Annotated in this window: 20 protein-coding genes, 1 tRNA gene and 3 pseudogenes; 13 read left to right on the top strand and 11 right to left on the bottom strand. The window is 58.9% G+C overall.

The window, feature by feature from the left end; genetic code table 11:
- From SERRSCBI_RS05455 to cysE, 5 genes are read left to right on the top strand one after another with little or no spacing between them, the layout of a single operon-like run.
- Entirely contained in the window at positions 1 to 3,111 is a 3,111-nt protein-coding gene (locus tag SERRSCBI_RS05455) for an amino acid adenylation domain-containing protein (RefSeq protein WP_033651137.1), read from the top strand.
- The gene (locus SERRSCBI_RS05450; protein WP_042783831.1) at positions 3,108 to 4,115 is read left to right on the top strand and encodes a TauD/TfdA family dioxygenase; all 1,008 of its coding nucleotides are present in this window, start codon (positions 3,108 to 3,110) and stop codon (positions 4,113 to 4,115) included. Before SERRSCBI_RS05455 ends, SERRSCBI_RS05450 begins: the two co-directional genes overlap by 4 nt.
- Positions 4,112 to 5,395 carry a phenylacetate--CoA ligase family protein gene (locus SERRSCBI_RS05445; RefSeq protein WP_042783830.1) on the top strand — a complete coding sequence of 428 codons (1,284 nt, stop codon included), beginning with the start codon at positions 4,112 to 4,114 and terminating at the stop codon, positions 5,393 to 5,395. Before SERRSCBI_RS05450 ends, SERRSCBI_RS05445 begins: the two co-directional genes overlap by 4 nt.
- Complete coding sequence (locus SERRSCBI_RS05440) at positions 5,392 to 6,612, top strand: aminotransferase class V-fold PLP-dependent enzyme (protein WP_042783829.1); 1,221 nt, start codon at positions 5,392 to 5,394, stop codon at positions 6,610 to 6,612. The genes SERRSCBI_RS05445 and SERRSCBI_RS05440 overlap by 4 nt, the downstream gene beginning before the upstream one ends.
- A gap of 58 nt (positions 6,613 to 6,670) precedes the next feature.
- The gene (gene cysE, locus SERRSCBI_RS05435) at positions 6,671 to 7,438 is read left to right on the top strand and encodes a serine O-acetyltransferase (RefSeq protein WP_049866655.1); all 768 of its coding nucleotides are present in this window, start codon (positions 6,671 to 6,673) and stop codon (positions 7,436 to 7,438) included.
- 75 nt (positions 7,439 to 7,513) lie between these two features.
- On the opposite strand, the gene SERRSCBI_RS05430 is transcribed toward cysE, so the two are convergent.
- From SERRSCBI_RS05430 to SERRSCBI_RS05415, 5 genes and pseudogenes are all read right to left on the bottom strand, one after another.
- Positions 7,514 to 9,055: a glycosyltransferase family 39 protein gene (locus SERRSCBI_RS05430; protein ID WP_042783828.1), complete on the bottom strand. Its 1,542-nt coding sequence runs from the start codon at positions 9,053 to 9,055 to the stop codon at positions 7,514 to 7,516.
- A gap of 125 nt (positions 9,056 to 9,180) precedes the next feature.
- Positions 9,181 to 9,324 carry a hypothetical protein gene (locus SERRSCBI_RS24890; protein ID WP_162837200.1) on the bottom strand — a complete coding sequence of 48 codons (144 nt, stop codon included), beginning with the start codon at positions 9,322 to 9,324 and terminating at the stop codon, positions 9,181 to 9,183.
- A 193-nt stretch (positions 9,325 to 9,517) separates the two neighbouring features.
- Positions 9,518 to 10,372 (bottom strand): annotated as a pseudogene (gene puuE, locus SERRSCBI_RS05425) (allantoinase PuuE); the annotation flags it as partial.
- Positions 10,341 to 11,208, bottom strand: a pseudogene (locus SERRSCBI_RS05420) (aspartate/glutamate racemase family protein); the annotation flags it as partial. The pseudogenes SERRSCBI_RS05420 and puuE, both read right to left, overlap by 32 nt.
- On the bottom strand, positions 11,208 to 11,924 hold the full coding sequence (locus SERRSCBI_RS05415) for a GntR family transcriptional regulator (RefSeq protein WP_042783827.1): 717 nt from the start codon (positions 11,922 to 11,924) through the stop codon (positions 11,208 to 11,210). The gene SERRSCBI_RS05415 and the pseudogene SERRSCBI_RS05420, both read right to left, overlap by 1 nt.
- Positions 11,925 to 12,057: 133 nt before the next feature.
- On the opposite strand from SERRSCBI_RS05415, the gene SERRSCBI_RS05410 reads away from it, so the two are divergent.
- Positions 12,058 to 13,554 (top strand): NCS1 family nucleobase:cation symporter-1, encoded by a 1,497-nt coding sequence (locus SERRSCBI_RS05410; protein WP_042783826.1) that lies wholly within the window; start codon positions 12,058 to 12,060, stop codon positions 13,552 to 13,554.
- A gap of 177 nt (positions 13,555 to 13,731) precedes the next feature.
- Here the strand turns inward: SERRSCBI_RS05410 and SERRSCBI_RS05405 are convergent, their stop codons facing one another.
- Positions 13,732 to 14,979 (bottom strand): O-antigen ligase, encoded by a 1,248-nt coding sequence (locus tag SERRSCBI_RS05405; RefSeq protein WP_049866654.1) that lies wholly within the window; start codon positions 14,977 to 14,979, stop codon positions 13,732 to 13,734.
- A gap of 51 nt (positions 14,980 to 15,030) precedes the next feature.
- Complete coding sequence (rfaQ, locus tag SERRSCBI_RS05400; RefSeq protein ID WP_049866653.1) at positions 15,031 to 16,191, bottom strand: putative lipopolysaccharide heptosyltransferase III; 1,161 nt, start codon at positions 16,189 to 16,191, stop codon at positions 15,031 to 15,033.
- A gap of 636 nt (positions 16,192 to 16,827) precedes the next feature.
- On the opposite strand from rfaQ, the pseudogene SERRSCBI_RS24660 reads away from it, so the two are divergent.
- Positions 16,828 to 16,968: pseudogene (locus tag SERRSCBI_RS24660) on the top strand (integrase); the annotation flags it as partial.
- A 24-nt stretch (positions 16,969 to 16,992) separates the two neighbouring features.
- On the opposite strand, the gene SERRSCBI_RS05395 reads toward SERRSCBI_RS24660, so the two are convergent.
- The 3 genes from SERRSCBI_RS05395 to SERRSCBI_RS05385 all read right to left on the bottom strand — a co-directional run bounded on the left by SERRSCBI_RS05395 (position 16,993) and on the right by SERRSCBI_RS05385 (position 17,680).
- Positions 16,993 to 17,069 (bottom strand) — tRNA-Arg (locus SERRSCBI_RS05395).
- Positions 17,070 to 17,165: 96 nt separating this feature from the next.
- The gene (locus SERRSCBI_RS05390) at positions 17,166 to 17,474 is read right to left on the bottom strand and encodes a hypothetical protein (RefSeq protein ID WP_049866652.1); all 309 of its coding nucleotides are present in this window, start codon (positions 17,472 to 17,474) and stop codon (positions 17,166 to 17,168) included.
- The gene (locus tag SERRSCBI_RS05385) at positions 17,471 to 17,680 is read right to left on the bottom strand and encodes a hypothetical protein (protein ID WP_042783825.1); all 210 of its coding nucleotides are present in this window, start codon (positions 17,678 to 17,680) and stop codon (positions 17,471 to 17,473) included. Before SERRSCBI_RS05385 ends, SERRSCBI_RS05390 begins: the two co-directional genes overlap by 4 nt.
- A gap of 206 nt (positions 17,681 to 17,886) precedes the next feature.
- Here SERRSCBI_RS05385 and folD point away from each other — a divergent pair, with 206 nt between their 5' ends.
- Positions 17,887 to 18,753: a bifunctional methylenetetrahydrofolate dehydrogenase/methenyltetrahydrofolate cyclohydrolase FolD gene (gene folD / locus SERRSCBI_RS05380; protein WP_004940177.1), complete on the top strand. Its 867-nt coding sequence runs from the start codon at positions 17,887 to 17,889 to the stop codon at positions 18,751 to 18,753.
- A gap of 10 nt (positions 18,754 to 18,763) precedes the next feature.
- Positions 18,764 to 18,976 carry a ribosome-associated protein YbcJ gene (ybcJ, locus tag SERRSCBI_RS05375; RefSeq protein WP_033642141.1) on the top strand — a complete coding sequence of 71 codons (213 nt, stop codon included), beginning with the start codon at positions 18,764 to 18,766 and terminating at the stop codon, positions 18,974 to 18,976.
- A 59-nt stretch (positions 18,977 to 19,035) separates the two neighbouring features.
- Here the strand turns inward: ybcJ and cysS are convergent, their stop codons facing one another.
- Positions 19,036 to 20,421 (bottom strand): cysteine--tRNA ligase, encoded by a 1,386-nt coding sequence (gene cysS / locus SERRSCBI_RS05370; RefSeq protein ID WP_042783824.1) that lies wholly within the window; start codon positions 20,419 to 20,421, stop codon positions 19,036 to 19,038.
- Positions 20,422 to 20,730: 309 nt separating this feature from the next.
- Here cysS and ppiB point away from each other — a divergent pair, with 309 nt between their 5' ends.
- The 4 genes from ppiB to purK all read left to right on the top strand — a co-directional run bounded on the left by ppiB (position 20,731) and on the right by purK (position 23,696).
- Positions 20,731 to 21,225, top strand: a complete 495-nt coding sequence (gene ppiB, locus SERRSCBI_RS05365; RefSeq protein WP_016928800.1) for a peptidylprolyl isomerase B — start codon at positions 20,731 to 20,733, stop codon at positions 21,223 to 21,225.
- A gap of 10 nt (positions 21,226 to 21,235) precedes the next feature.
- Complete coding sequence (locus SERRSCBI_RS05360) at positions 21,236 to 21,958, top strand: UDP-2,3-diacylglucosamine diphosphatase (protein ID WP_033642139.1); 723 nt, start codon at positions 21,236 to 21,238, stop codon at positions 21,956 to 21,958.
- Between the two features lie 149 nt (positions 21,959 to 22,107).
- Positions 22,108 to 22,632, top strand: a complete 525-nt coding sequence (purE, locus tag SERRSCBI_RS05355; protein WP_004940188.1) for a 5-(carboxyamino)imidazole ribonucleotide mutase — start codon at positions 22,108 to 22,110, stop codon at positions 22,630 to 22,632.
- On the top strand, positions 22,629 to 23,696 hold the full coding sequence (gene purK / locus SERRSCBI_RS05350; RefSeq protein WP_016928803.1) for a 5-(carboxyamino)imidazole ribonucleotide synthase: 1,068 nt from the start codon (positions 22,629 to 22,631) through the stop codon (positions 23,694 to 23,696). Before purE ends, purK begins: the two co-directional genes overlap by 4 nt.
- The last annotated feature ends 24 nt before the right edge of the window (positions 23,697 to 23,720 follow it).

The following is a 23,720-nucleotide window of genomic DNA, read 5'->3' as shown; positions in this document are numbered from 1 at the left end:
ATGAAAACTGCAGAAAACATGGCATTACCAGAGAATAACTGGGAAGGGTTTCCCCTGTCTTTTCAGCAGCAACAGCTGATTAAGCAAACTACCCGAAATAGCCCGCAATATTTCAGCGCAACGTATTCTCTGTCAGGATCTTTGGACCCCAACCGTTTAATCGCGGCCTTGTCCACACTGATTAATGAACATGAGATTTTGCGAACGTCGTTCAGAAACGTATTGGGAGAAAACAGCGATGTGCTGATGGTCATCAATGATCCCTATCAGCCCGAACTGATTATGGCTGACGGTGAGCCTTCGGACGTTAACCCGTTCAACGAGGAAGAAGCGGCATCGGCATGCGCAAGTCCCACAGCCAGAGAACGGCCTCTCAAAGCCGCGCTTTACCGCATAACAGCCGACCGGCATACGCTGGTGATTTCACTGCCCACCGCCAGCCTGGACTATGCCTCCGCCGACGCGATGATGGTGGCGTTGAGTCGCCTCTATACCGGTGAGGCTGGTACGTCGTCCCCCATTGTACAATACGTCGACTTTGCCCAATGGCAGCGCGAGGATTTCCCCCCGCAAACTACCGTTACTCATGTCGAGCCCATCCCTTCTTTGCGTCTGCCTCTCGAATTCAAGTCCGACAGCCAGGATTGGCAATGCCGCCCCATAACGCTGACGATGGAAACACAATCTCAGCTACAAGCGCTGGCAACAGAAAACGCCTTGTCTCTGCGCGCTCTGCTTTACGCTTGTTGGAGTGCTGCGTTATGGCGCATAGCGGAATATCCCGACCGCTTTGTGCTCAGCACGAACCTGGCCGGCCGCCCTTTTGCGGAACTTCAACAGGCTCTGGGTCGGTTCGAATATGCAGTGCATACGATCGCGCAGCCCAACGCTGACATGACGTTGCTGCAGTTCGCTGAACATTGTCAGCAAGCACTGCGACTGAGCGAGCAGCAAGACGGCCGCCAGCCGGGTGATGTTCATTCAGCCAGCGAGATCGGCTATCAATTCTTCAATGCGGCGTCGGCAATCGAAACACCCCTGCTACATTGGGAAAACCGTACCGCCATCCCTGTACCGGAACACTGCAGATTATCTCTGCAGGTGAATGCCGGTGAACGCCTCCACCTTGTGTTGCAGATACAGCAAGGCGTCTTCGATACGGCAGGGATCGCAACGATTGAGCAGGCGTTCCGCGCCACGCTGCAGGCGCTGCTCAAGACACCACAGGCCATGCTCGATCGCTTTCCGCTTATGACTGACGATGAAACACGCATTCTGATTGAAAACACCCATAACGCGTTGTCGTCATCGCCGGCCCTCGGTTGTTGGTACCATACTTTCAGCCGCCAGGCGTCGCAGACTCCCGATGCGCCGGCGTTAAAGTACAACTCGCGAATTTGGCGCTATGCCGAGCTGGATGCCTTCACCAATCAGTTGGCTCGCCATTTGCTGAACAATGGGGTGGAACAGGGCGCAGCGGTCGGCCTGATGCTTGAGCGCAGCGATCTGGCGCTGGCGGCTATCATCGCCATCCACAAAGCCGGAGCCTGTTATGTCCCTCTCGACCCTCAACTGCCCCAGCAGCGGGTGGAGATCATCCTGAAGCAAACCAGGCCGGCACTGATGCTTGTCGCTCAAGCGCAACACCGCCAGGCGCAGCTCACCCTCCCCGTGATGGCGCTGGATGAGCAGTGGAATGACATTAGCGTGCTGGATGACTCCGCGCTGCCATTCACCGCGTCTGCCGACAACCTCGCTTATGTGCTCTACACCTCCGGCTCTACCGGAGAGCCGAAAGGCGTCAAGATCGCTCATCATCAATTGCAGAACTATGTGTCCGGCATTATTGAGCGTGCGGAACTGGGCGCAGCGCTCACCTATCTCTCCATTGGCCCCATCACCACCGACTTGGGTAATACCACCCTGTTCCCCGCACTGGTCACCGGTGGCTGCATCGACATCTCACCTTTCACGCACGCCGAGGATATTCAGGAGCAAATTCGCTATATGGAGCAAAGCGAGTATGACGTCCTCAAATTGACCCCTTCTCATATGGCATCTTTATTCGCGCTGGCGGACACGCCGGCGCGCCTGATGCCTGGCAAGGCCTTATTGCTGGGGGGTGAGGTGTTAAGTTGGGGGATGTGGCGCCTGTTCAACGATTTTGCGAACGGTTGTCGCATCTACAATCATTATGGGCCAACCGAAACCTGCGTGGGCGCCATTGCGCAGCAGGTAGCGTCGGATAAATACGCCAGGCTGGCTTCCACCGTTCCCCTCGGTACCCCCTTGCCGCATGCCCGCTGCTATGTCGTCGACCCGCATGGTGCATTGCTTCCCGTGGGCGTCGCGGGTGAGTTATATATTGGCGGCGAGACGGTCGCTTGCGGCTATGTGCAAAGCGCTGAAGATCAGCGTCCCCGCTTTATCGCCGATCCCTGGAGCCCGCGATCCAATGCCCGGCTTTACCGTTCAGGGGATAAAGTTCGCAGGCTTCCCGATGGCAGCCTGGAGTTTCTTGGCCGTATCGACCGTCAGTTGAAAATCCGCGGATTCCGGGTAGAACCGGCCGAAATAGAAAGCACGCTGCGCAAACATGCGGAGGTTTTGGACAGCTGCGTCGTTGAACAAGGCGAATCCGGCAGTGCACATCTGTTGGCTTACGTGGTTCTGCAAAGCGGCGACAACGGCAATGCCGATTGGCTGCGTGAGCATCTCGCCGCTTACCTGCCGGATTTCATGATCCCCTCTCAAATCGTGTCGCTCTCCCGCTTCCCGTTAAACCACAACGGCAAAGTCGATCACCGCATGCTACCGGCGCCGGATACGCTTATCGCCGCCAACGCCGATGACTATGTCGCGCCGCAAAGCGAAACGGAAAAAAGTGTCGCGGCCATTTTCCAGGAGTTGCTGCTGGCCAACCGTGTAGGCATACACGACGACTTCTTTGATATCGGTGGGCATTCGCTAATCGCCACAAAGTTGGTCGCTCAAATCCGTTCCACCTTCGATATTCCGTTCAATCTGCGCAGCGTTTTTATGGATGCGACCGTAGCCGGCCTCAGCCGCAACATTGATGAACAACGACACTCTCAGGAACTGGCAAAATGAACGAAACAGCAAGCGGTTTATTCGCCCGACGGCGCCAGAGCCAAGGCGTATCCGTCACCAGTCTGGTCACCGCGTCACCACTGACCCATGCCGGCGCTAAAGGTGTCATGCTGCGCCCGGCGCTAGCCAACCTATCCGCCCCTGAGTGGGGGCAAAACAGCTGGGATTATATCGCCAGTCTGTTAGCCGAATCTGGCGCCGTTTTGCTGCGTGGCTTCAAGGTCGCGGATGTCGCGGCTTTTCGCGCCTTTGTGCAAACGTCGGCAGGCGCATTGTTGGGATACACCCACCGCTCTACGCCGCGCAGCAATATCAGCGAAGGGATATACACCTCGACCGAGTATCCGGCCGACCAGCATATTCCCCAACACAATGAGATGTCCTACACCCGCAGTTGGCCCAAGCGGCTGTTCTTCCACTGCGCCGTCAAACCAGGCGATCAAGGGCAGACTCCGCTTGCCGACAGTCAGGGGGTCTATGAACGCCTGCCGGAAGACCTGCGCGCGCGTTTTGAAGCCCATGGCGTGATGTACGTGCGCAATTTTGGACAAGGTTTGGATCTCAGCTGGCAGCAGGTATTCCAAACGGAAAATCAGGCGGAGGTTGAGGCGTATTGCCAAGCGAACGACATCCAATGCCAATGGTTGGGGGAAGGACGCCTGCGCACACGCCAAATTTGTCAGGCGACCCTTGCCCACCCGCGAACGGGGGCGGGGATCTGGTTTAATCAGGCGCATCTGTTCCATATCAGCAATCTGCCGGTGGAGGCGGAACGTGAGTTAAGACGCGAATTCGCCGAGCATGAGCTGCCGCGCAATGCCCTGTTTGGCGACGGCAGTCCTATCCCGTCAACCGACCTGACGCTGATTCGACAAGCCTATCAACAAGAAGAAATCCTGTTCGACTGGGAACAGGGCGACATTCTGATTTTGGATAACGAAACCATTTCCCACGGCCGGCGACCATTTACGCCGCCGCGCAACATCATGGTGGCAATGACATGAGCGAATCAGGTTCATTTAAAGATGTACGTCGTGAAGTGGCGTACGCTTATGAAAATGTGAAATTTTTTAAAGCTCACATGGCAGCGTCGGGCCTACGGCCCGACGACATTAAAACCCTGGCGGACTTTAAACGCATCCCCGTCACACGCAAAATGCACTATCGACGCAACTATCCGTCAGGGGTGCTAGCTGCCGGATTTACACTGACCGGGCCGCATGTGATGCGCTTTCAAAGTTCTGGGACCTCAGGAGAGCGTTTGAACAGCGCGATCCTTTCCTATGACCTGGCGCGACGACAGGCCACCAGTATGGGCGTCAATGCAAACTTCAACGCACTGTGGCGCCCTGGTGCCCGGCCGCGCATTTGCCGCTATGCCCCACCTAACTGCTCTGACGTAGAGTGCGGCATCGGCCTGACAACCATGGCGGAACGCACGCTGGCCGACGGCACGCTGGTCTTGCCTGTCGCTCACGACTTATTGGCGACCCCCGCCAGGATGATCAAGCAGGCGCTGGACGAAATCGCCGCCTACGATCCGGAAATTTTGGTGGTGGACCCGACGCATTTAGCTTTTTTAACTCGAGAGGCCGACAAGTTGGGACGCACTATCGTCACCACCAACAAGCTGCATATCGTTTGTGGCTATACCCATTTGACGCAGGTTGCACGACGTCAAATTCGGCGCTTCTTCGGTGACGAAACGCCAATCGGCAACATGCTGGGCATGTCGGAACTGGGTTACCTCGGTTTCGAATGCCACCACGGTTGTTTGCACATCAACAACCAAGATTTTTTCCTGGAGTTTTTAAGCGGGGAGCAGGAATCGGCCTTGGATGAAGTCGGCGAGTTGGTCATTTCCACCATTGATGACAGCTTGCTACCGCGCATTCGTTACGCCACCGGCGACCTGTACCGTCTATCGTCGGAACCCTGCACCTGTGGCGCCACTTTGCCGGTGGTCAACATCGAAGGGCGCGCCACCCACAACGTCATCGGTAAAAACGGGGCGATAGTGACGCCTGCCGAGGTCGATCTGGCGGTGGCCGATTGCCCAGCGATCGATTTATATAAGTTGGAACAAGACGAGCTCGGGAATCTTCGTTTTCGCTATATCCTCAATCAAGCATCATCGTCTGAGCTACTCGCATTGCAACAGCGCATCAGCGCACTTTGCCAAACCCGCGACATCATTTTCGAAGCCGTGGATTACATCGCTTGCGAACGCAGCGGAAAATTCCAATCCTGCATTTCAAGATATAACGGGGCATCTCATCCATGACGAATCATTTTATTGACCGCAGTCAGTTCCCTGCGCTGATGCAGGAAATAGACGGACGGCCTCTCAACTATCTCGACAGCGCCGCGACTACCCTAAAGCCGCGCGTCATGATTGACGCCGTAACGGAGTATTACAGCCAGAACGGCGCCAATATCCATCGCGGCAAACACCGTCTCTCCGATGAAGCCTCCAATGCCTATGAAGCCGCGCGCCTCGCAGTAGCGGACTACGTCAGCGCACAGGCTAACGAAGTCGTGTTTACCCACAATACGACCCATGCGCTGAACATCGTGGCGCAAGGATTGGCGCTGAGAAAATCGGATCTGGTTATCGCTGGTGTCGATTCACATCATTCCCAACTATTGCCTTGGCGACAAGTAGCCACCCTGAGGTTCATCCAAACCGATGATCAGGGCAGGATCGATTTGGATCATTTCCAGACGCTGCTCGCGCAACGGCCGAAAGTGGTCGCCCTGACGCACTGCTCCAATGTCACCGGCGTTGTGCATCCCATTGAGCAGATGATCGCGATGATCCGCACACAAAGCGATGCCGTTATTGTGCTGGACGCCGCACAGTCTCTCCCGCACGGCCGTCTCAACCTCCACACGCTGGGCGCCGACTTTGTCGCCTTCTCCGCACACAAAATGCTGGGCCCAACCGGGTTGGGCTTTTTGTACGCGAACCAACATCGCCTCGATGCACTTAAACCGCTGCAATTCGGTGGCGGTACGGTTGACTGGGTGGATGCCGATGGCCAGGTCAATCGTCGGGCGCCCTATCATCTCGAGGCCGGCACGCCGGCGATTGCTTCCGTCATCGGCGCCGGCGCGACTTTTCGTCTGTTAGCCGGCTTCGATGAGACGGCGCGGCGTGAACACGACAAAGGTTTGGTCAACGCGCTGCTTTCCGGGGCGGCCTCTCGCCCTTACCTCAAACTTATCGGCCCCGCCGACGGTGAAAACCGCCATGCCATAGGCGCCTTCAAGTTCTCGGACTGCGTTTCGGTCGGAGAAATCGCCCGCTTGCTCAGCGACGCCTACGGCATCATGTGCCGCAGCGGTTATCTGTGCGCGCAACCTTTCGTTAGCACCCTGGCCGGTGGAGAGATCCTGCGAGCATCCGCCTATCTATACAACACGACGGCTGATATCGATGCCCTGTATCAGGCCCTTGATGACCTGGCGGAGTGCATGGGGCTGCCCACGGTAAACTGATGAAAAACGCCCGGCGTTTGCCGGGCGTTTTATCGCTATAACGCGACGAGGAAAAAAGATGCGATTGATGAACTATGCCATTTTCCCGAACCTGACGGTCTCCGACCCCTTTTGGGTACAGCTCCGGCAAGAGGCAAAAGCCTTGGCCGAAAGAGAAGGGGCGATGAGCAAACTCCTGCAGCAAGGAGTATTGCAGCATGCCACCTTCAACGAGGCGCTCGCAAACCGCCTGGCCTTGAAACTGGCCAATGACGATATCGATGCGACGAGCCTGAGAAACGTTGTTGAACAAACGCTGCAACGTGCGCCCGACATTGTCGACGCCGCGCTGGCGGACATGCGCGCGGTTTACGAACGCGATCCCGCCTGCCACAGTACGGTACAGATATTTTTTTTCTTCAAGGGGTTTATCGCATTGCAAGCCTATCGCATCTCACATGCGCTGTATCGGCATCAGCAACGTGAAATGGCCTATCACATCCAAAGTCGGGTATCAGAACTCTTCTGTATCGATATCCATCCGGCCGCCAAGCTGGGCAAAGGCATCATGCTCGACCATGCTCACGCGATTGTCATCGGTGAAACGGCAACGGTGGGCGACAACGTCTCCCTGCTGCATTCGGTGACGCTGGGAGGAACAGGAAAAGCCGGCGGCGATCGCCATCCCAAGGTGGGTAATAGCGTCGTTATCGGCGCCGGAGCCAAAATATTGGGTAATGTGCGAATCGGCGACAGTTGCTGTGTTGCCGCCGGCGCCGTTGTGCTCAAGGACATTCCGCCATCGGCCACGGCAGTGGGCGTTCCCGCCCGGATTGTCGGCCTCTAAGCGCCTCCCACACACCGGTAGCGGTGAAAAAGTTTCGGTGTGTGGGGGCTTCCGAGATTTGGGGCATTTATCCGGCTATCTGGCGTCGCGCACCACGAATAGCCTCGACTCGAAACCGCCGCTTTTGAAGGTGCCGGTATTGACCCACCCCGGCGGCGAACGGCCAAAGTCCTGATTGAAATCCCCGCCGCTGACCAGCCAGACCCGGCGATGGCCTTTCGCTAACGCGCTGAGGTTATCGACGTAGGTCTGCGCCGCCCGATCGTGGAAAAAAGTGCCGAAACCATAGGCATTGGGCTTGCCCGAAATGCCGTTGGGCCTGGCGGGGGTATACAGCAAGGCGCGATAGCCCTTCTTGTTGTAATACACATAGCTCAGGTAGTTGAACATGTTGCTGACCACCACCGCATCGTTGGGCTGATAGTTACTGTTGATGTAGTGCACCATCACCTTGAATTCATCTTTCTCGACCGGATAGTCGTTGCGCACGCCGCAGCCGAACAGCAGGCTGAAGAACAGCAGCAAAGAGATCCCGCGCACCCGGCTTTTCGTACCGGCGATCAGCACGCCCAATACCAGCGGAATGCCGAGCGCGGCGGAATAAAGGTAGCGATCGACAAACAGCGGCGAACGCCAGGAAATGGCGAATACCAACGTCACCGGGATCAGCATGCCGCCGAGCAGCAGCAACGCATATTTTCTCGGCATCTGGCGCCGCCACAGCAGCAGTGAACATAAGGCGACAAACATCGCCGGCAGCAGCCAGAGAATGATCGTGGGATAGTTGCTGCCATCATGCCCGGTGAGAAAACGCCAATACATCGCCGGCAGATCGCTCCAGGCAACCTGAGGGATCCAACCGACGTCGCCGCCGACCCGCAGTTCGGCAATATGCGCCAGCAGATTGAGCAGCACCAGCAGCCAGGGAATATAGGCCACTCCAATCGCCGCATTGGCCACCCACCACGCCGGCTGCCTAATGTAATACTCGCCTTCGCGGCGGCACGACAGCGCCAACACCACCAGCCAGTGCGCGATCAGCGTGAAAATCGTGAAGTAGTGAGTATAAAAGCTCAGCGTCATCAACAGCGCATACAGCGCCAGATAGCGGCGGCTATCCGGCGTTTTCAGCCACTTCGCCAGCGCCATGGCGGCGGCGATCGCCAACAGCCCCATCAGCGCATACATGCGCGCCTCCTGGCTGTAACGCACCGCCATCGGCATGATCGCCATCAGCCATCCCGCGGTCAGCGCCGCCCGCTCGTTGGCCAACCAACGGGTAAAACGCATCGCCAGCGCCACCGTCATCACGCCGAACACCAGGCTCAGCGCGCGGGCCGCCATAATGCCGTCGCCAAACAGCACCATCCAGCCATGCAGCAGCAGGTAATAAAGCGGCGGGTGAACATCGAAGGAAGCATGGTACAGCAAAGCGCCCACATCATAGCGGCTGGTCAGCACGCTGGAGGCCTCGTCGCACCAAAAATACCGATCCGTTAAGGAAATAAACCGCACGATCGCCGAAAACGCCACGATCGCCAACGCGTAATGTTTGTAACCGATGCCTTTTAAGCCGTTATTGCTCAAAGAAACATTCGATACCTGTTGCAGTGACATAACCGCATTCCGCCCAAGAGAATCACACAGTGTGGAGACGCAGCGTCATCATTGCCGACGGCGGGTAAATGGCGGGTAAATCAGTGCGAAAAAATCGGCGCAATCACCGCGGCGGCGCACGGCCCTCAGCGGATTTCAACGGTGATGTCCGGGTAGGCCTTCTCCCCGTCGCTGAGGTAATGCCCCAATGCCCGGTAAGCCATGACGTACAGCACGGCGGCGCCGCACAGGCACAGCAAGGTCACGAGAAAGAATCTGGATTTGCGCACGATAGGCTCCATGGGGAAATTTTCACCTATTGTAACGCGGCAAAATAAACGAAGGTTCAATTGGCGGCGGGTCGTTTGCCCTACGGCCGCTCTGTCGATCCATCAAAGCACTGGAGCGAGCTGAGCGGCAGCGTTATTGGCCATATGAAAACACGCTGCGCAGTGGAACCGACACAGCGCCGCCAGGCATGCGTCATGTTCCCGGGTACGGATGGGTCTCGCGCCAGTGGTCCGCTATCTGCTGCCGCGTACAGACCCACACCCGTTCGTGTTGCTGGATATAATCGAGAAAACGCTGCAGCGCGCGAAAACGCCCCGGCCTGCCCAGCAGACGACAGTGCATCCCCACCGACATCATCTTCGGCGCCTCCTCGCCCTCAGCGTACAGCACGTCGAAGCTGTCTTTCAGATAGGTGTAAAATTGCTCGGCGGTATTAAACCCCTGAGCGGTGGCGAAACGCATGTCGTTGGCGTCCAGCGTGTAAGGAACGATCAGGTGCGGCCGACGGCTGCCGTCGCCGCACGCCACTTCGCTCCAGAACGGCAAATCATCGCCGTAATAATCGCTGTCATAATCAAAACCGCCCTGCTCCACGACCAGTTGCCGAGTGTTGGGGCTGTCGCGCCCGGTATACCAGCCGGTAGGCGCTTTGCCGAACAGGTCGGCCAGCACTTGCACCGCTTTTTGCATATGCTCACGCTCCTCAGCGATATCCATATGTTGATAATGGATCCAGCGCCAACCATGGCTGACCACATCGTATTTCGCCGCTTTGATCGCCGCGACAATCTCCGGCTGGCGCGCCAGCGCCATCGCCACGCCGAAGACCGTCAACGGCAGGCCACGCCGGCTGAACTCGCGGTGGATCCGCCAAAAGCCCGCCCGGCTGCCGTATTCGTACAGCGAATCCATCGACATATGGCGCGCCGGATAGCTGGCGGCGCCGATAATATCGGAGAGAAACTGTTCCGATCCCGCATCGCCATGCAGCACATGATTCTCCGCACCCTCCTCGTAATTGAGCACAAACTGCACGGCAATCCGCGCGTTGCCCGGCCAGCGCGCGTGCGGCGGATCTCCGGCGTAGCCTCGCAGGTCACGGGGGTAATTCTCATCGACAATGACCATTCTTCATCCCTTTAAAATAGATTTAACGACTGAAATTGACCGCTTAACGCTTTGGTTTCGGGATAGGCCAAGTCCCCTTGTTTGCTGGTCGATAACCCCAACGCCACCAGCGACTCCACCATTTTTACCGCCGCGCTGACGCCATCAATCACCGGCGCCCGCAGCTCGCGGGTCAGTTCCTGCGCCAGCGTCGCCATTCCGCCGCAGCCGAGCACAATCGCCCCGCAGCCATCCTCTTTCAGAGCGCGGATGCAGCGCTCGCGCACTTTCTCCTGCGCCAGCCCGCTGCCGTCCTCCAGCGCCAGCACCGGCAAGTCAATGGCATGCAGCGCCGCGCAATGCTGATGAAAACCGTACTGATGCAGCAGGTGGCGGGCGATAATCAGCGTGCGCGGTAACGTGGTGACGATAGAGAAACGGGTCGCCACCATCGACGCCATATGCATCGCCGCTTCCGCAATGCCGATCACCGGCCCCTGCGCCAGCTCGCGCGCGGCCAGCAATCCCGGATCGCCGAAACAGGCGATCACATGACCGTCAACGCCCTGCCGTCGCCCCGCCCTCACCTGTTCCAGCACGCCGATCGCCGCGATGGCTTCGTCAAAGTGCCCTTCAATGGACGGCACCCCGTCGCGCGGGCACACCGCCAGGATCTCGGTGCCCGGCGCGGCAGCGGTGCGCGCGGCGGCGGCGATGGTGTCGGTCATCGCCTGACTGGTATTGGGGTTGATAACCTGTATGCAAATAGAAGACATCACGGCTCCTTGTAACCGGCGAACAGCCGGGAAAAATCGGGCAGGCTGACGCCATCGCGCTCAAAGCGCAGGCTGGCGACAATATGATCAAAATGGCGCATCAGGGCGTCGCTCAGAGGCTGCAGCGCTTTATCCCGCAACAAACCGACCAACTGCTGATGATCGTCGCAACGGCACCCCTGCCGCCACGGCGCGCCCCAGGTGGCGATGACCAGGGAAGAACGCTGGCAAAGACGCGTCACCATGTCGGTGATAACCGAATTGCCCGAGATCGCCTGCAGCTGAATATGAAAATCGGCGGAATAGCGAATCGCCGCCGGGCCGTCGTAAGCCTCATGCACCTGCTGTTCCAGCTGAATAATGCGCTCCAGTGCCGCCAGATGGGGCGCTCGACAGCGGGCGATAATATCGGGAAGGTTGGCGACCTCCAGCAGCGCGCGCGTGCGGAAGATAGCCTGCGCCTCTTCCACCGTCGTGCTGGCGACATATGCACCACGTTTGGGCTTCAGGCTAACCATTTGCACAGCGGCGAGTCGTTGCAGCACCTTACGGATGCCGGTGCGGCTCACGGCAAACACGTCGGACAACGCCTCCTCCGGCAATTTGCTGCCCGGCGGCAGCTGATGCTCGACAATCGCCGTCATCAACGCCTGATAAATGGTTTCATCTTTGTCCTGCAGCGCTGGCGCGGCCTGGAGACAATGTTCAGTATTCATTCACCCACTCCGGTTTCACCTATCGATAGCAAAATCGTATACATAACGCTCGGTTTCTGTATGCAAAATCAGCCATTGTGGCCTGGATCCTGCAATAGCCTCAGCAATCCACATAACAAGAGGAGCAGGTTTCATGCCACATTCAACACACATGCATCAGGTTTCGGCCAAAGACGCGACCGCCGGCTACAGCCCGCGACTATGTAATGAAGATCTCGCGCCGACGCGCGACCAAAACTGGAGCTGGTACAACATTTTTTCATTCTGGATGTCGGACGTGCACAGCATGGGGGGCTATGTGGTCGCGGCGAGCTTTTTCACGCTCGGGTTGGCCAGTTGGCAGGTGCTGCTCTGCCTGCTGATCGGCATTTGCATCGTACAGCTGTGCGCCAACCTGGTGGCGAAGCCAAGCCAAATGGCCGGCGTGCCCTATGCGGTCATCTGCCGCCAGGCATTTGGCGTCTTTGGCGCCAATATCCCGGCGGTGATCCGCGGGCTTATCGCTTTCGCCTGGTATGGGATCCAGACCTACCTTGCGGCCAACGCCCTGATGCTGGTGCTGCTCAAGTTCTGGCCGTCGCTGTCCACGCTCACCGGAACCGGCTTCCTCGGCCTGTCGCTCCTGGGCTGGCTATGCTTCGCCACCATGTGGCTGCTGCAGGCGATGGTCTTTTGGCACGGCATGAACGCCATTAAGCGCTTCATCGATATCGCCGGGCCGGCAGTCTACGTGGTGATGCTGGCGCTGGCGGGCTGGATTGTATACAAAACCGGTTTTGACGGGATTTCCTTTACCCTAGCCAGCAAATCGCTGACCGCCGGGGAGCAGACCTGGCAAATGATCACCGCCACCGCGCTGGTGGTCTCCTACTTTTCCGGGCCGCTGCTCAACTTCGGCGATTTCTCCCGCTACGGCAAAAACATGGGCGAGATCCGCCGCGGCAACCGCTGGGGCCTGCCGTTCAACTTCCTGCTGTTCTCCATCGTCACCGTAGTGATTGTTTCCGGCACACAATCGCTGTTTGGCCACATGATCACCGACCCGATTGAAACCGTCAGCCGCATTGGAAACGATCTGGCGGTCGCCATTGGCCTGCTGACGATGATCACCGCCACCATTGGCATCAATATCGTGGCCAACTTCGTCTCGCCAGCCTTTGACTTTTCGAACTGTTCGCCGCAGAAAATCAGCTTCCGCACCGGCGGGATGATTGCCGCCGTTGGGTCGATTCTGCTGACGCCGTGGAATTTGTTTAATTCGCCGGAGCTTATCCACTACACCCTCGACGTGCTGGGCGCCTTTATTGGCCCGTTGTTCGGCATCCTGATCGCCGATTTTTATCTGATCAAACGCGGCCAGGTATCCGTGGACGATCTGTTTGATGACACCCCGAAAGGCAAATACTGGTACCGCAACGGTTTTAACCCGAAAGCCATTGCCGCGCTGCTGCCGTCGGTGGCCATTGGCCTGATCATCAGCTTTATTCCGGCTCTGCACCAAGTGGCCAACTTCAGCTGGTTTATCGGCGTCTTCCTCGGCGCGACCGCCTACCGCTGGCTGGCCCGCGATGAGCGCGCCGCCGTGGCCGGTCCGGCGTTCCGGGCGAAGGTGATGGCGCAAAAAGAGTAATTCCGCCCACAGCAAACTGCGTCGGAAGGGAAAAAAGCCATCCGCAACCGTGCCGCCCCGGCGTTAACGCCGGGGCGGCCGTTGTGAGCGAACCAGGCGGCCGCTGGCTTTTCACCGATGCGCGGAGGAGCGCTGAGCGCCGCGATCAAGCGCGTATTTTCGAAGCACTTCAACCCCCTATCGCATCTGGGGTTGAGGCAAGTCTGCATGAAGAGACGGCGGAGTGTTGAGGGAAAGCCCGGCCAGCAAGGCGGCGATAATGACAAACAGGTGCCCTTCGGACGAGTCCAGCAGGAATGAATTGAACAGATGGCAGGCCATGTAGCTGCTGAGCACCGCAACGAACAGATTTCGGCGCGCCGGTGGCAAGCGCCAGGCTGCACGGTAGCAACTCCACATCCAGGTGAGGAATACCATCAATCCCAGCAAACCGCTCTGCACCGTTTCCAACAGGTATTCATTGTGCGGATTATGCACGCCATAGCCGGTGGATGGATTGCCGTACCAAAAGCTGCCGGCACCGTTGCCCAGCAGCGGGGATTGCTTTATCAGTCGCAGGGCTTCGCGGGCGAAGGCGGTGCGTTGCCCCATGGAGTTGTCGCAGGCCGCATAAGCCGTTTGGGCCGGGGCGAAAACGCACCCCTGAATTTGCTGGACGCCCAGCGTCAGGCGCTCCATGGCGCGATTGGGGGTCATGACCAGCATCACGACAGCCAGTATGCCGCAGGCGAGCACGGCCACTTGCTGCTTGCGCCGGAGGGTAAGCAATAACCAGATACCCATGCCAACGGCCAATGCCACATACCCGGTACGCCCCTGCACCATCAGCAGAACATTAACCGTCGCCAACAACACCAGTCCCGCATACCCCCAGCGCCGTTTTCCGCTACAGGCAAAAGCACGCGACAACCAGACCAGCGCCGCCAGCGCCATAAACACGTTTTGGGTGATTTGCAGCTTAAACACCGTAGGGTTGTCGGGGTTCAGCCCGCCCAATGTGACATGGCCAAGCCCGCTCATGAAGCTGATGGCCAATATCGCGGCATTGGCCCACAAAAAGCCGCGGACAAATTGCGTCATCAGCCGCGAGTCGGCCAGAAAGAACAGCGCCAGCGGCAGGACATACAGCAATTTTTGGTATTTGCCGACCATTTTGGGGCCGTAGGCGTGAGCATGCGTCAGCAATGACAACGCCAGCAGCGCAAACATCAGCGCTGGCAACCAGACCAGGGGATGACAAGCCAGTGCAGCCCACTGCCGGATATCGCGCAGCCAGAGCAGACAGACGACAACCAGCCCCAGTGAGATATTCATCAGGGGATTGGAGGTCGGGAGGGAGGCTCCCAGCAAAAAGGCGGTAAACGCAAACAACCGTTGCTGAAGGGGCGTCTGTATCGACGAGGAAACTGCTGAGTTGAATAGCATCGTGGCGTACTCATTGATAAGAGAAAAAACACGGTGGAAGGCCGCGCAGGGTTAACGCTGCGCAGACCCGACGAGGGATGCCAGTTGCCTGTTAACCGCCTGTATCACATCGCCGGCCGGGATGGCCGCGAGGTAACGCTCGCGGGTATTGGTGTCAACGGCGTCCGGGGCGGGCAGCGGACGATAGTCTCCGGCCCACAGCAACGTGTGGGGCGCCTGCCACGGGGACCATCGCGCGAGGTCGCTGGGCCCGAACAGCACCACCGAGGGCGTATTCAGCGCAGCGGCCATGTGCATCGGCACCGAATCGACCCCGATAAACAGCCGCGCCCGGTCAATCAACACCGCGAGCTCCGGCAGCTCCAGACGCCCGGCCAGATTAATCACCCGCCGCGGTAACAGGCAGCGGGCCATAATGGCGCTTATCATGGCGGCTTCATCTTGCGTGCGTCCGCCGGTGAGCACCACCGTTCTGCCCTGGGCGGTCAGGTGGTTAATCACGGCGCTGAATCCGTCCACCGTCCAGGTCTTGAAAGCCCAGCGTGCGGTCGGCTGTATCAGCACAAAATCGGTCAGGTGATGGCGTCGACTGAGCCGGTCAACGTCATCCACATCAGATTGCCGCCAGGCTTGCGTCACCTGCGTGATTGTCGTGGGCAAGGCCAGTGGCGCCAGAATGCTGAGATTATTCAGCACGGTGTGCTGCGCCGGGCCGGCAACGTCGACCAGTAGCGAATGGCAGGCCCGCCAGAGTCGATTGTCGCGTTTGGGGTAGCGAAACCCCAGACTGAAGGTCGGTTTGAGAAAACGGCAATACAACGCCGCCCGCCACTGATCGGAGAGGTTGATCACCAGATCGTAATGGCCGGTCCGCAGGCTGTTCCATAACGCATATTCGCCGCGGTATTGCGCTTTCAGCCCTTGGCGCTTGAGCTCTCGATCCACGGTAAAGGCCAGATAAACATCCTGATTGCCGGCCAGCATCGCCTCGGTGCCGTCATAGACCAGCACATCGATCAGCGCATTGGGGTAGTTGACGCGCAATGTGCTGAGCACCGGCGTCATCAGCAGGACGTCGCCAAAGTGGCGCAGCTTGATGACGAGAATGCGTTGCACGCTATCCCGGTGCAAAAGCGCATTGGGCACCCGGCGATCGGGAAGTGTGGCCAGCGGGGATACGGGGCGTTTGCCGGTGGTGCGATGGGCATTCATGGTTCGTCGCCTCAGAAAAATACAAAAGGCCGCTGCAGGGCCGAAAGAGTCCGTGAGGATAAAAATAGCGCTGCGCCACGGTTCGATAACCCGAGAAGGCTGCAGGGAGAAAACGCCGTTCTCTCTGCCGTGCTCCCTGAACCGTCAATCTCGTTATCGCGGGAAAGCGGGCGATTAGCAGACGTTCTCGTCATGGCTGAGTACGGGGGTTTTATCCTGATAAATTGTCGAGCGCTACGTGGTATTCACCGGATGAATAAAGAGTTACCGCCGAATAATATCCTGCCCGATCTTAACGGCGACCGTGCAGCAAAGATAATTGGTTATGCAGATCAATAAGATCCTACCGATCGTTGAAAACGATCAATCCTTTACAAATTGCAGGGTTACCGAGAAAATTCCTAACCTATTGAGGTTATTAATGTCTTTTATTGCTGCACCGTGCGGCGCGTGCTGAACTCACTCCCCGACCGGAGAGCCCGGTGCGGGAAGTGAACCATCGTTAGCGAATAAACGTGGGAGGGAGAAATAGGAGTTTTCACCGGTGGAACAGCGGCGCCGCGACCGGATACCTAATCACTCGCCAAGCGCAGAAATTGCACGACCGTCGAAAAGCTGAGCTTTGGAGAATAGACCGGCTGGGTGAGCATAGAAATGGTACAGCGATACGCTCACCTTACACCGAACCATCTCACTGAGCATGCGAGGCAAATTGATGCGATTTTCGGAGGTTTAGCCCCAAATCTGTCCCATGATGAAATTGGAAAGACGGGATGAAAGGCGTAACTCATTGATACTTAATGGCACGCCCTATAGGATTCGAACCTATGACCTACGGCTTAGAAGGCCGTTGCTCTATCCAACTGAGCTAAGGGCGCATTGAGATGCGGCAACCTGTGGTTGCGGGTTGCGATTATACGGTCAGAGGTTAGCGAGTCAATGCCTTTTCATGACGTTACGGCGGCGACGGTGCTTTATGGCGTTTTTTCCGCCAGCACCCGTGCGGCGGCCCGCGCTATGCTGCGTTGCGCCAGGCCGACAGCGGTATCGCCTGGCGTGCGTTCGGCCCCTTGCCGCCCATCACCCCGCCGCAGGCAAAGGCGCACGGACTGAACGACCGCCGTAATGTCGCCCCAATCGGCATGCTCAACCACCTGCATGTTGCAGGTCGCCTCCCCTCTTTTCCCCAGAGCGGAGTCAGGGCGTGCGCTGTTTAAAGAAGCCTGGCTCCACGGCGCCCAAGCCAGCAATAGCGCGCACCCTACCCATGCGCTGCCGTTCATGCGCACAGCTTCCGCCACAGGGCGCTCAGGCGCGCCCGCCACGACGGCGTCGCCTGGTGCTGACAAAGCTGATGCAGCGCGGTGAGTTGCTCACTGTCCGCCGGATGCAGCGAAGAATCGAACACCGTCTCGCCAACGTGCTTAGGCTGCGCCGGTTGCTGATCAGGCTGATGATGCAACGGATAAAGCCGGGTTATCGCTCTCATGATCCTGCCCTCTTTCGCCCTGTGTATGGCCCCAGCGTATGCAAATGCCGGTAAAAATGGCGTAGAGGTTCCTGAAGCCGGCATAAAAAAAAGCGTAAATCGGCCTCGCCAACGGCGGCGAGGGTGATTCTGCGCCTGACAGCGCGCTCAGCTTCTGACAGAATAGCGGCATCCCCGCTTTTCTTAATTGATGGATTTCCACACTGATGTCAGCAAAGATTATTGATGGTAAAACGATTGCGCAGCAGGTTAGAAACGAAGTGGCTGAGCAAGTGAAACAACGTCTGGCGGCCGGCAAGCGCGCGCCAGGGCTGGCGGTTGTGCTGGTCGGCGAGAATCCGGCTTCGCAAATTTACGTCGCCAGCAAGCGCCGCGCCTGCGATGAAGTCGGCTTCCTCTCCCGCTCCTACGACCTGCCCGCTGCCACCAGTGAAGCCGAGCTGCTGGCGTTGATCGACCAACTGAACGCCGATGAGGAAATCGACGGCATTCTGGTGCAGCTGCCGTTGCCGGCCGGCATCGATAACGTCAAAGTGCTGGAACGCATCCATCCGGACAAAGACGTCGACGGCTTCCATCCGTACAACGTCGGCCGCCTGTGCCAGCGCGCGCCCAAGCTGCGCCCATGCACGCCGCGCGGCATCGTCACCCTGCTGGAGCGTTATAACATCGATACCTACGGCCTGAACGCCGTGGTGGTCGGCGCGTCCAACATCGTCGGCCGCCCGATGAGCATGGAGCTGCTGCTGGCCGGCTGCACCACCACCGTCACCCACCGCTTCACCAAGAATCTGCGCCACCACGTCGAGAACGCCGATCTGCTGGTGGTGGCGGTCGGCAAACCGGGCTTCATCCCGGGCGACTGGATCAAACCGGGCGCCATCGTGGTTGACGTCGGCATCAACCGCCTGGAAAGCGGTAAAGTGGTGGGCGATGTCGATTTCGACGCCGCCAGCGAGCGCGCCGCTTACATCACCCCGGTGCCGGGTGGCGTTGGCCCGATGACCGTGGCTACACTGATCCAAAATACCTTGCAGGCCTGCGAGGAATATCACGACGTTCAACCTAAATAAGTAAGGCAGTATGGAAATTTTCAATCTGGACAATCATCCCCATGTCGAACTGTGCGATCTGCTGAAGTTCCAGGGCTGGTGTGAAAGCGGCGGCGCCGCCAAAGAAGTCATCGCCGAAGGGCAGGTGAAAGTCGACGGTAAGGTCGAAACCCGCAAGCGCTGCAAGATCGTCGCCGATCAGGTGGTGGAGTTCGGCGGCGGCAAGGTCATGGTTAAACCCTAACCCGCAGCCATAGAAAAAGGCGCTGAATTCAGCGCCTTTTTTTGTTTCCTTCTGCCGGATTACTTACGGCGCCAGGTGGTGCCCTGCGGGCCGTCTTCCAGCACGATGTTCATCTCGTTCAAGCGATCACGCGCGGCATCCGCCAGCGCCCAGTCCTTGGCGGCGCGCGCTTCGTTACGCTGTTTGATCAGCGCTTCGATCTCCGCCACTTCGCCGTCGTCAACCTGTGCGCCCCCTTGCAGGAACTGCTCCGGCTCCTGCTGCAGCAGGCCAAGCACTTTCGCCAGCTTGCGCAGTTCCGCCGCCATGCCGTTGGCCGCCGCCATGTCTTCCCCCTTCAGGCGGTTAACCTCGCGCGCCAGATCGAACAGCGCCGAGTAGGCTTCCGGGGTATTGAAGTCGTCGTCCATCGCTTCGCGGAAGCGGGCTTCGAACGCTTCGCCGCCGGCCGGTGCGGCGTCGGCATCGGTGCCGCGCAGCGCGGTATAGAGGCGCTCCAGCGCGGTGCGCGCCTGCTTGAGGTTCTCTTCGCTGTAGTTCAGCTGGCTGCGATAGTGGCCGGACATCAGGAAGTAACGCACCGTTTCCGCATCGTAATGGCCGAGCACGTCGCGAATGGTAAAGAAGTTATCCAGCGATTTGGACATCTTCTCTTTGTCGATCATCACCATGCCGGAGTGCATCCAGTAATTGACGTACGGGCCGTCGTGGGCGCAGCTCGACTGCGCGATCTCGTTCTCGTGGTGCGGGAACATCAGATCGGAACCACCGCCGTGGATGTCGAAGTGGGTGCCCAGCTGTTTGCAGTTCATGGCGGAGCATTCGATATGCCAGCCCGGACGGCCCGGCCCCCACGGCGACTGCCAGCTCGGCTCGCCCGGCTTGGACATTTTCCACAGCACGAAGTCCATCGGATTGCGCTTAACGTCGTCGATCTCCACGCGCGCGCCGGCCTGCAGCTGCTCCAGATCCTGGCGCGACAGCAGCCCGTACTGCGGATCGCTGTCGATGGAGAACATCACGTCGCCGTTGCTGGCCACATAGGCGTGATCGCGATCGATCAGGCGCTGGGTGATCTCGATGATCTCGGCGATGTGTTGGGTCGCGCGCGGTTCGCTGTCCGGGCGATCGATCAGCAACGCGTCGAAGTCGGCATGCATTTCCGCCAGCATGCGTTCGGTCAGCTGGTCGCAGGTCTCATGATTTTCCGCCGCGCGGCGGATGATTTTGTCGTCCACGTCGGTGACGTTGCGCACGTAGTTCAGCGAATAGCCGAGATAGCGCAGGTAACGCGCCACCACGTCGAAAGCGACAAAGGTACGACCGTGGCCGATGTGACACAGGTCATAGATGGTTACCCCGCACACGTACATGCCCACTTTCCCGGCATGAATGGGTTTGAATTCCTCTTTTTGACGACTCAGGGTATTAAAAATCTTTAGCATCGGGAGATTCCGTGGTGTGCGTGATAACAAAAAAGATAACCGGGCTTCAGGTTTAACGCCCGGTAGCGTATTGAAACCTGAAGCCTGATCTATTGCAAGGTTAAGGCCATGCTTTGCTGACTTCACGCGAAGAAAAAGCGCAAAATTCGCCGGTCGGCGCAATTGTTATAATATAACATAAATACAATTACCACAGACAGTCCGCGGTTGACCCGCTGCTGACTCGCTGGGGCGGATATGTTATAAGGGCGGTCTGAATGTTCACTCGCTTTACGTGACGTCTCACTTCACCTTGTTAGGATTAAAACTATGGTTACTTTCCACACCAATCACGGCGATATCGTTATTAAGACCTTTGCTGACAAAGCGCCGGTTACCGTTGAAAACTTCCTGAACTACTGCCGCGCCGGTTTCTACGACAACACCATCTTCCACCGTGTGATCAACGGCTTCATGATCCAGGGCGGCGGTTTCGAGCCGGGCATGAACCAGAAAGCGACCAACGCGGCCATCAAGAACGAAGCCAACAACGGTTTGAAAAACACCATCGGCACCCTGGCAATGGCGCGCACCAACGATCCGCACTCCGCCACCGCACAGTTCTTCATCAACGTGGCTGACAACGACTTCCTGAACTTCCGCGGCGAAAACGTGCAGGGCTGGGGCTACTGCGTGTTTGCTGAAGTGGTTGAAGGCATGGACGTGGTCAACAAGATCAAAGGCGTGAAAACCGGCCGCAGCGGCATGCACCAGGACGTACCGGTAGAAGACGTGGTGATCAACAGCGTGACCGTCAGCGAGTAATCGCGGCTGCATGAGTACGCTGTTCATCGCAGATCTGCACTTGTGCGCACAGGAACCGGCAATCACTGCCGGTTTTCTGCGTTTTTTACGGCGCGAAGCGGTGCACGCCGACGCGCTGTACATCCTCGGCGACCTGTTTGAAGCCTGGATCGGCGACGACGATCCCGAGCCGCTGCACGCGGAGATCGCCGCGGCGCTGAAAGCGCTGCAACAGGCCGGCGTGCCCTGCTATTTCATCCACGGCAACCGCGATTTTCTGCTCGGCAAGCGCTTCGCCCGCGCCAGCGGCATGCAGCTGCTGCCGGAAGAAAAAGTGCTGGAGCTGTACGGCCGCAGGATCCTGATCCTGCACGGCGACACCCTGTGCACCGACGATCAAGCCTATCAGCAATTCCGCCGTAAAGTGCACAACCCGCTGATTCAAAAACTGTTCCTCGCGCTGCCGCTGCGCTGGCGACTGAAGATCGCCGCCAAGATGCGCGCCCGCAGCCAGCAATCCAACCAGTACAAGTCGGACGCCATCATGGACGTCAATCCGCAGGCGGTCGAGCAAACGATGCTGCGCCACGATGTGCACTGGATGATCCACGGCCATACCCATCGCCCGGCGGTGCATCGGCTGGCGTTGAGCAACGGCGAAGCCCATCGCGCGGTGCTGGGCGCCTGGCACGTCGAAGGATCGATGATCAAAGTCAGCGCCGACGCCGTCGAGCTGATCCAATTCCCGTTCTGAGTTCCGCACTGGCGCGCGGGTGAAAATTCGCGCTTTCGCCGGTGAAAACCGGCGACGCAACCGTTTTCCTCGCCGTGCGCTCATGGTATGCTCTACGCCCTCATTCGGCCCTCAGCCGACGCCAGACAAATCACAGGAGCCTTACACCCATGGGAGCCAACGCCGCTTCAGCCGCCAATGCCGGGGCTAAAATCGCAATTGTAATGGGATCGAAAAGTGACTGGGCCACCATGCAGTTCGCCGCCGAAGTCCTGACCCAGCTCGATGTCCCCTTCCATGTCGAAGTCGTTTCCGCTCACCGCACGCCGGACAAGCTGTTCAGCTTCGCCGAGCAGGCTGCCGCCAACGGCTTTGACGTGATCATCGCCGGCGCCGGCGGTGCCGCGCATCTGCCGGGCATGCTGGCGGCGAAAACGCTGGTGCCGGTGCTGGGTGTGCCGGTGCAAAGCGCCGCGCTGAGCGGCGTGGACAGCCTCTACTCCATCGTGCAGATGCCGCGCGGCATTCCGGTGGGGACGCTGGCGATCGGCAAAGCCGGCGCCGCCAACGCCGGGCTGCTGGCGATGCAGATCCTGGCGCTGCACGACGCCGCGCTCGCGCAGCGTTTGGCGGACTGGCGTCAGGCGCAGACTGAAGACGTTTTGAACCACCCCGATCCGCGGGAGGACGCATGAAGCCGGTTTGCGTATTGGGCAACGGTCAGCTGGGGCGCATGCTGCGCCAGGCCGGCGAACCGCTGGGCATCGCCGTCTACCCTGTCGGCATCGATGCCGAACCCGAGGCGGTGCCGTATCAGAACAGCGTCATTACCGCCGAGATTGAACGCTGGCCGGAAACCGCGCTGACGCGCGAACTGGCGACTCACAGCGCCTTCGTCAACCGCGACATCTTCCCGCGTTTGGCGGATCGCCTGACGCAAAAGCAGCTGCTCGATCAACTCGGCCTGGCGACCGCGCCGTGGCAGCTGCTGGCGAGCGCCGCCGAATGGCCGCAGGTGTTCGCTGCGCTGGGCGAGCTGGCGATCGTCAAACGCCGGGTCGGCGGCTATGACGGCCGCGGCCAGTGGCGCCTGCGTCCGGGGCAGGAAGCCGAACTGCCGGCCGATGCCTATGGCGAGTGCATCGTCGAGCAAGGCATCAATTTCTCCGGCGAAGTGTCGCTGGTGGGCGCGCGCGGCCACGACGGCCGTTCGGTCTTCTACCCGCTGACCCACAACCTGCATGAAGACGGCATCCTGCGCGCCAGCGTGGCGCTGCCGCAGCCCAATCCGGCGCTGCAGCAACAGGCCGAGCAGATGCTGGCGGCGATCCTGAACGAGCTGAACTACGTCGGCGTGATGGCGATGGAGTGCTTTATCGTCGGCGATCGGCTGTTGATCAACGAACTGGCGCCGCGCGTGCACAACAGCGGCCACTGGACGCAAAACGGTGCATCCATCAGCCAGTTCGAGCTGCACCTGCGCGCCATCCTCGGCCTGCCGCTGCCGCAGCCGGTGGTGAGCACACCGTCGGTGATGGTCAACCTGATCGGCACCGCCGTCAACGAACAGTGGCTGTCGCTGCCGCTGGTGCATCTGCACTGGTATGAGAAAGAGGTGCGCCCGGGCCGCAAGGTCGGCCACCTCAATCTGAACGACCCGAGCGCCGCCGATCTGCGTCAGGCGCTGCAGGCGCTGGCGCCGCTGCTGCCGGGCGAATACCAAAGCGGGCTGGCCTGGGCACAGCAGAAGCTGGCTTAACGGTTTACACCGCCGAAAAGAAGA

Source organism: Serratia sp. SCBI (assembly GCF_000747565.1).
GTDB lineage: Bacteria > Pseudomonadota > Gammaproteobacteria > Enterobacterales > Enterobacteriaceae > Serratia > Serratia ureilytica.
The sequence above is the reverse complement of the archived record's forward strand: the minus strand, read 5'-3'. Positions and strand labels throughout refer to the sequence as shown.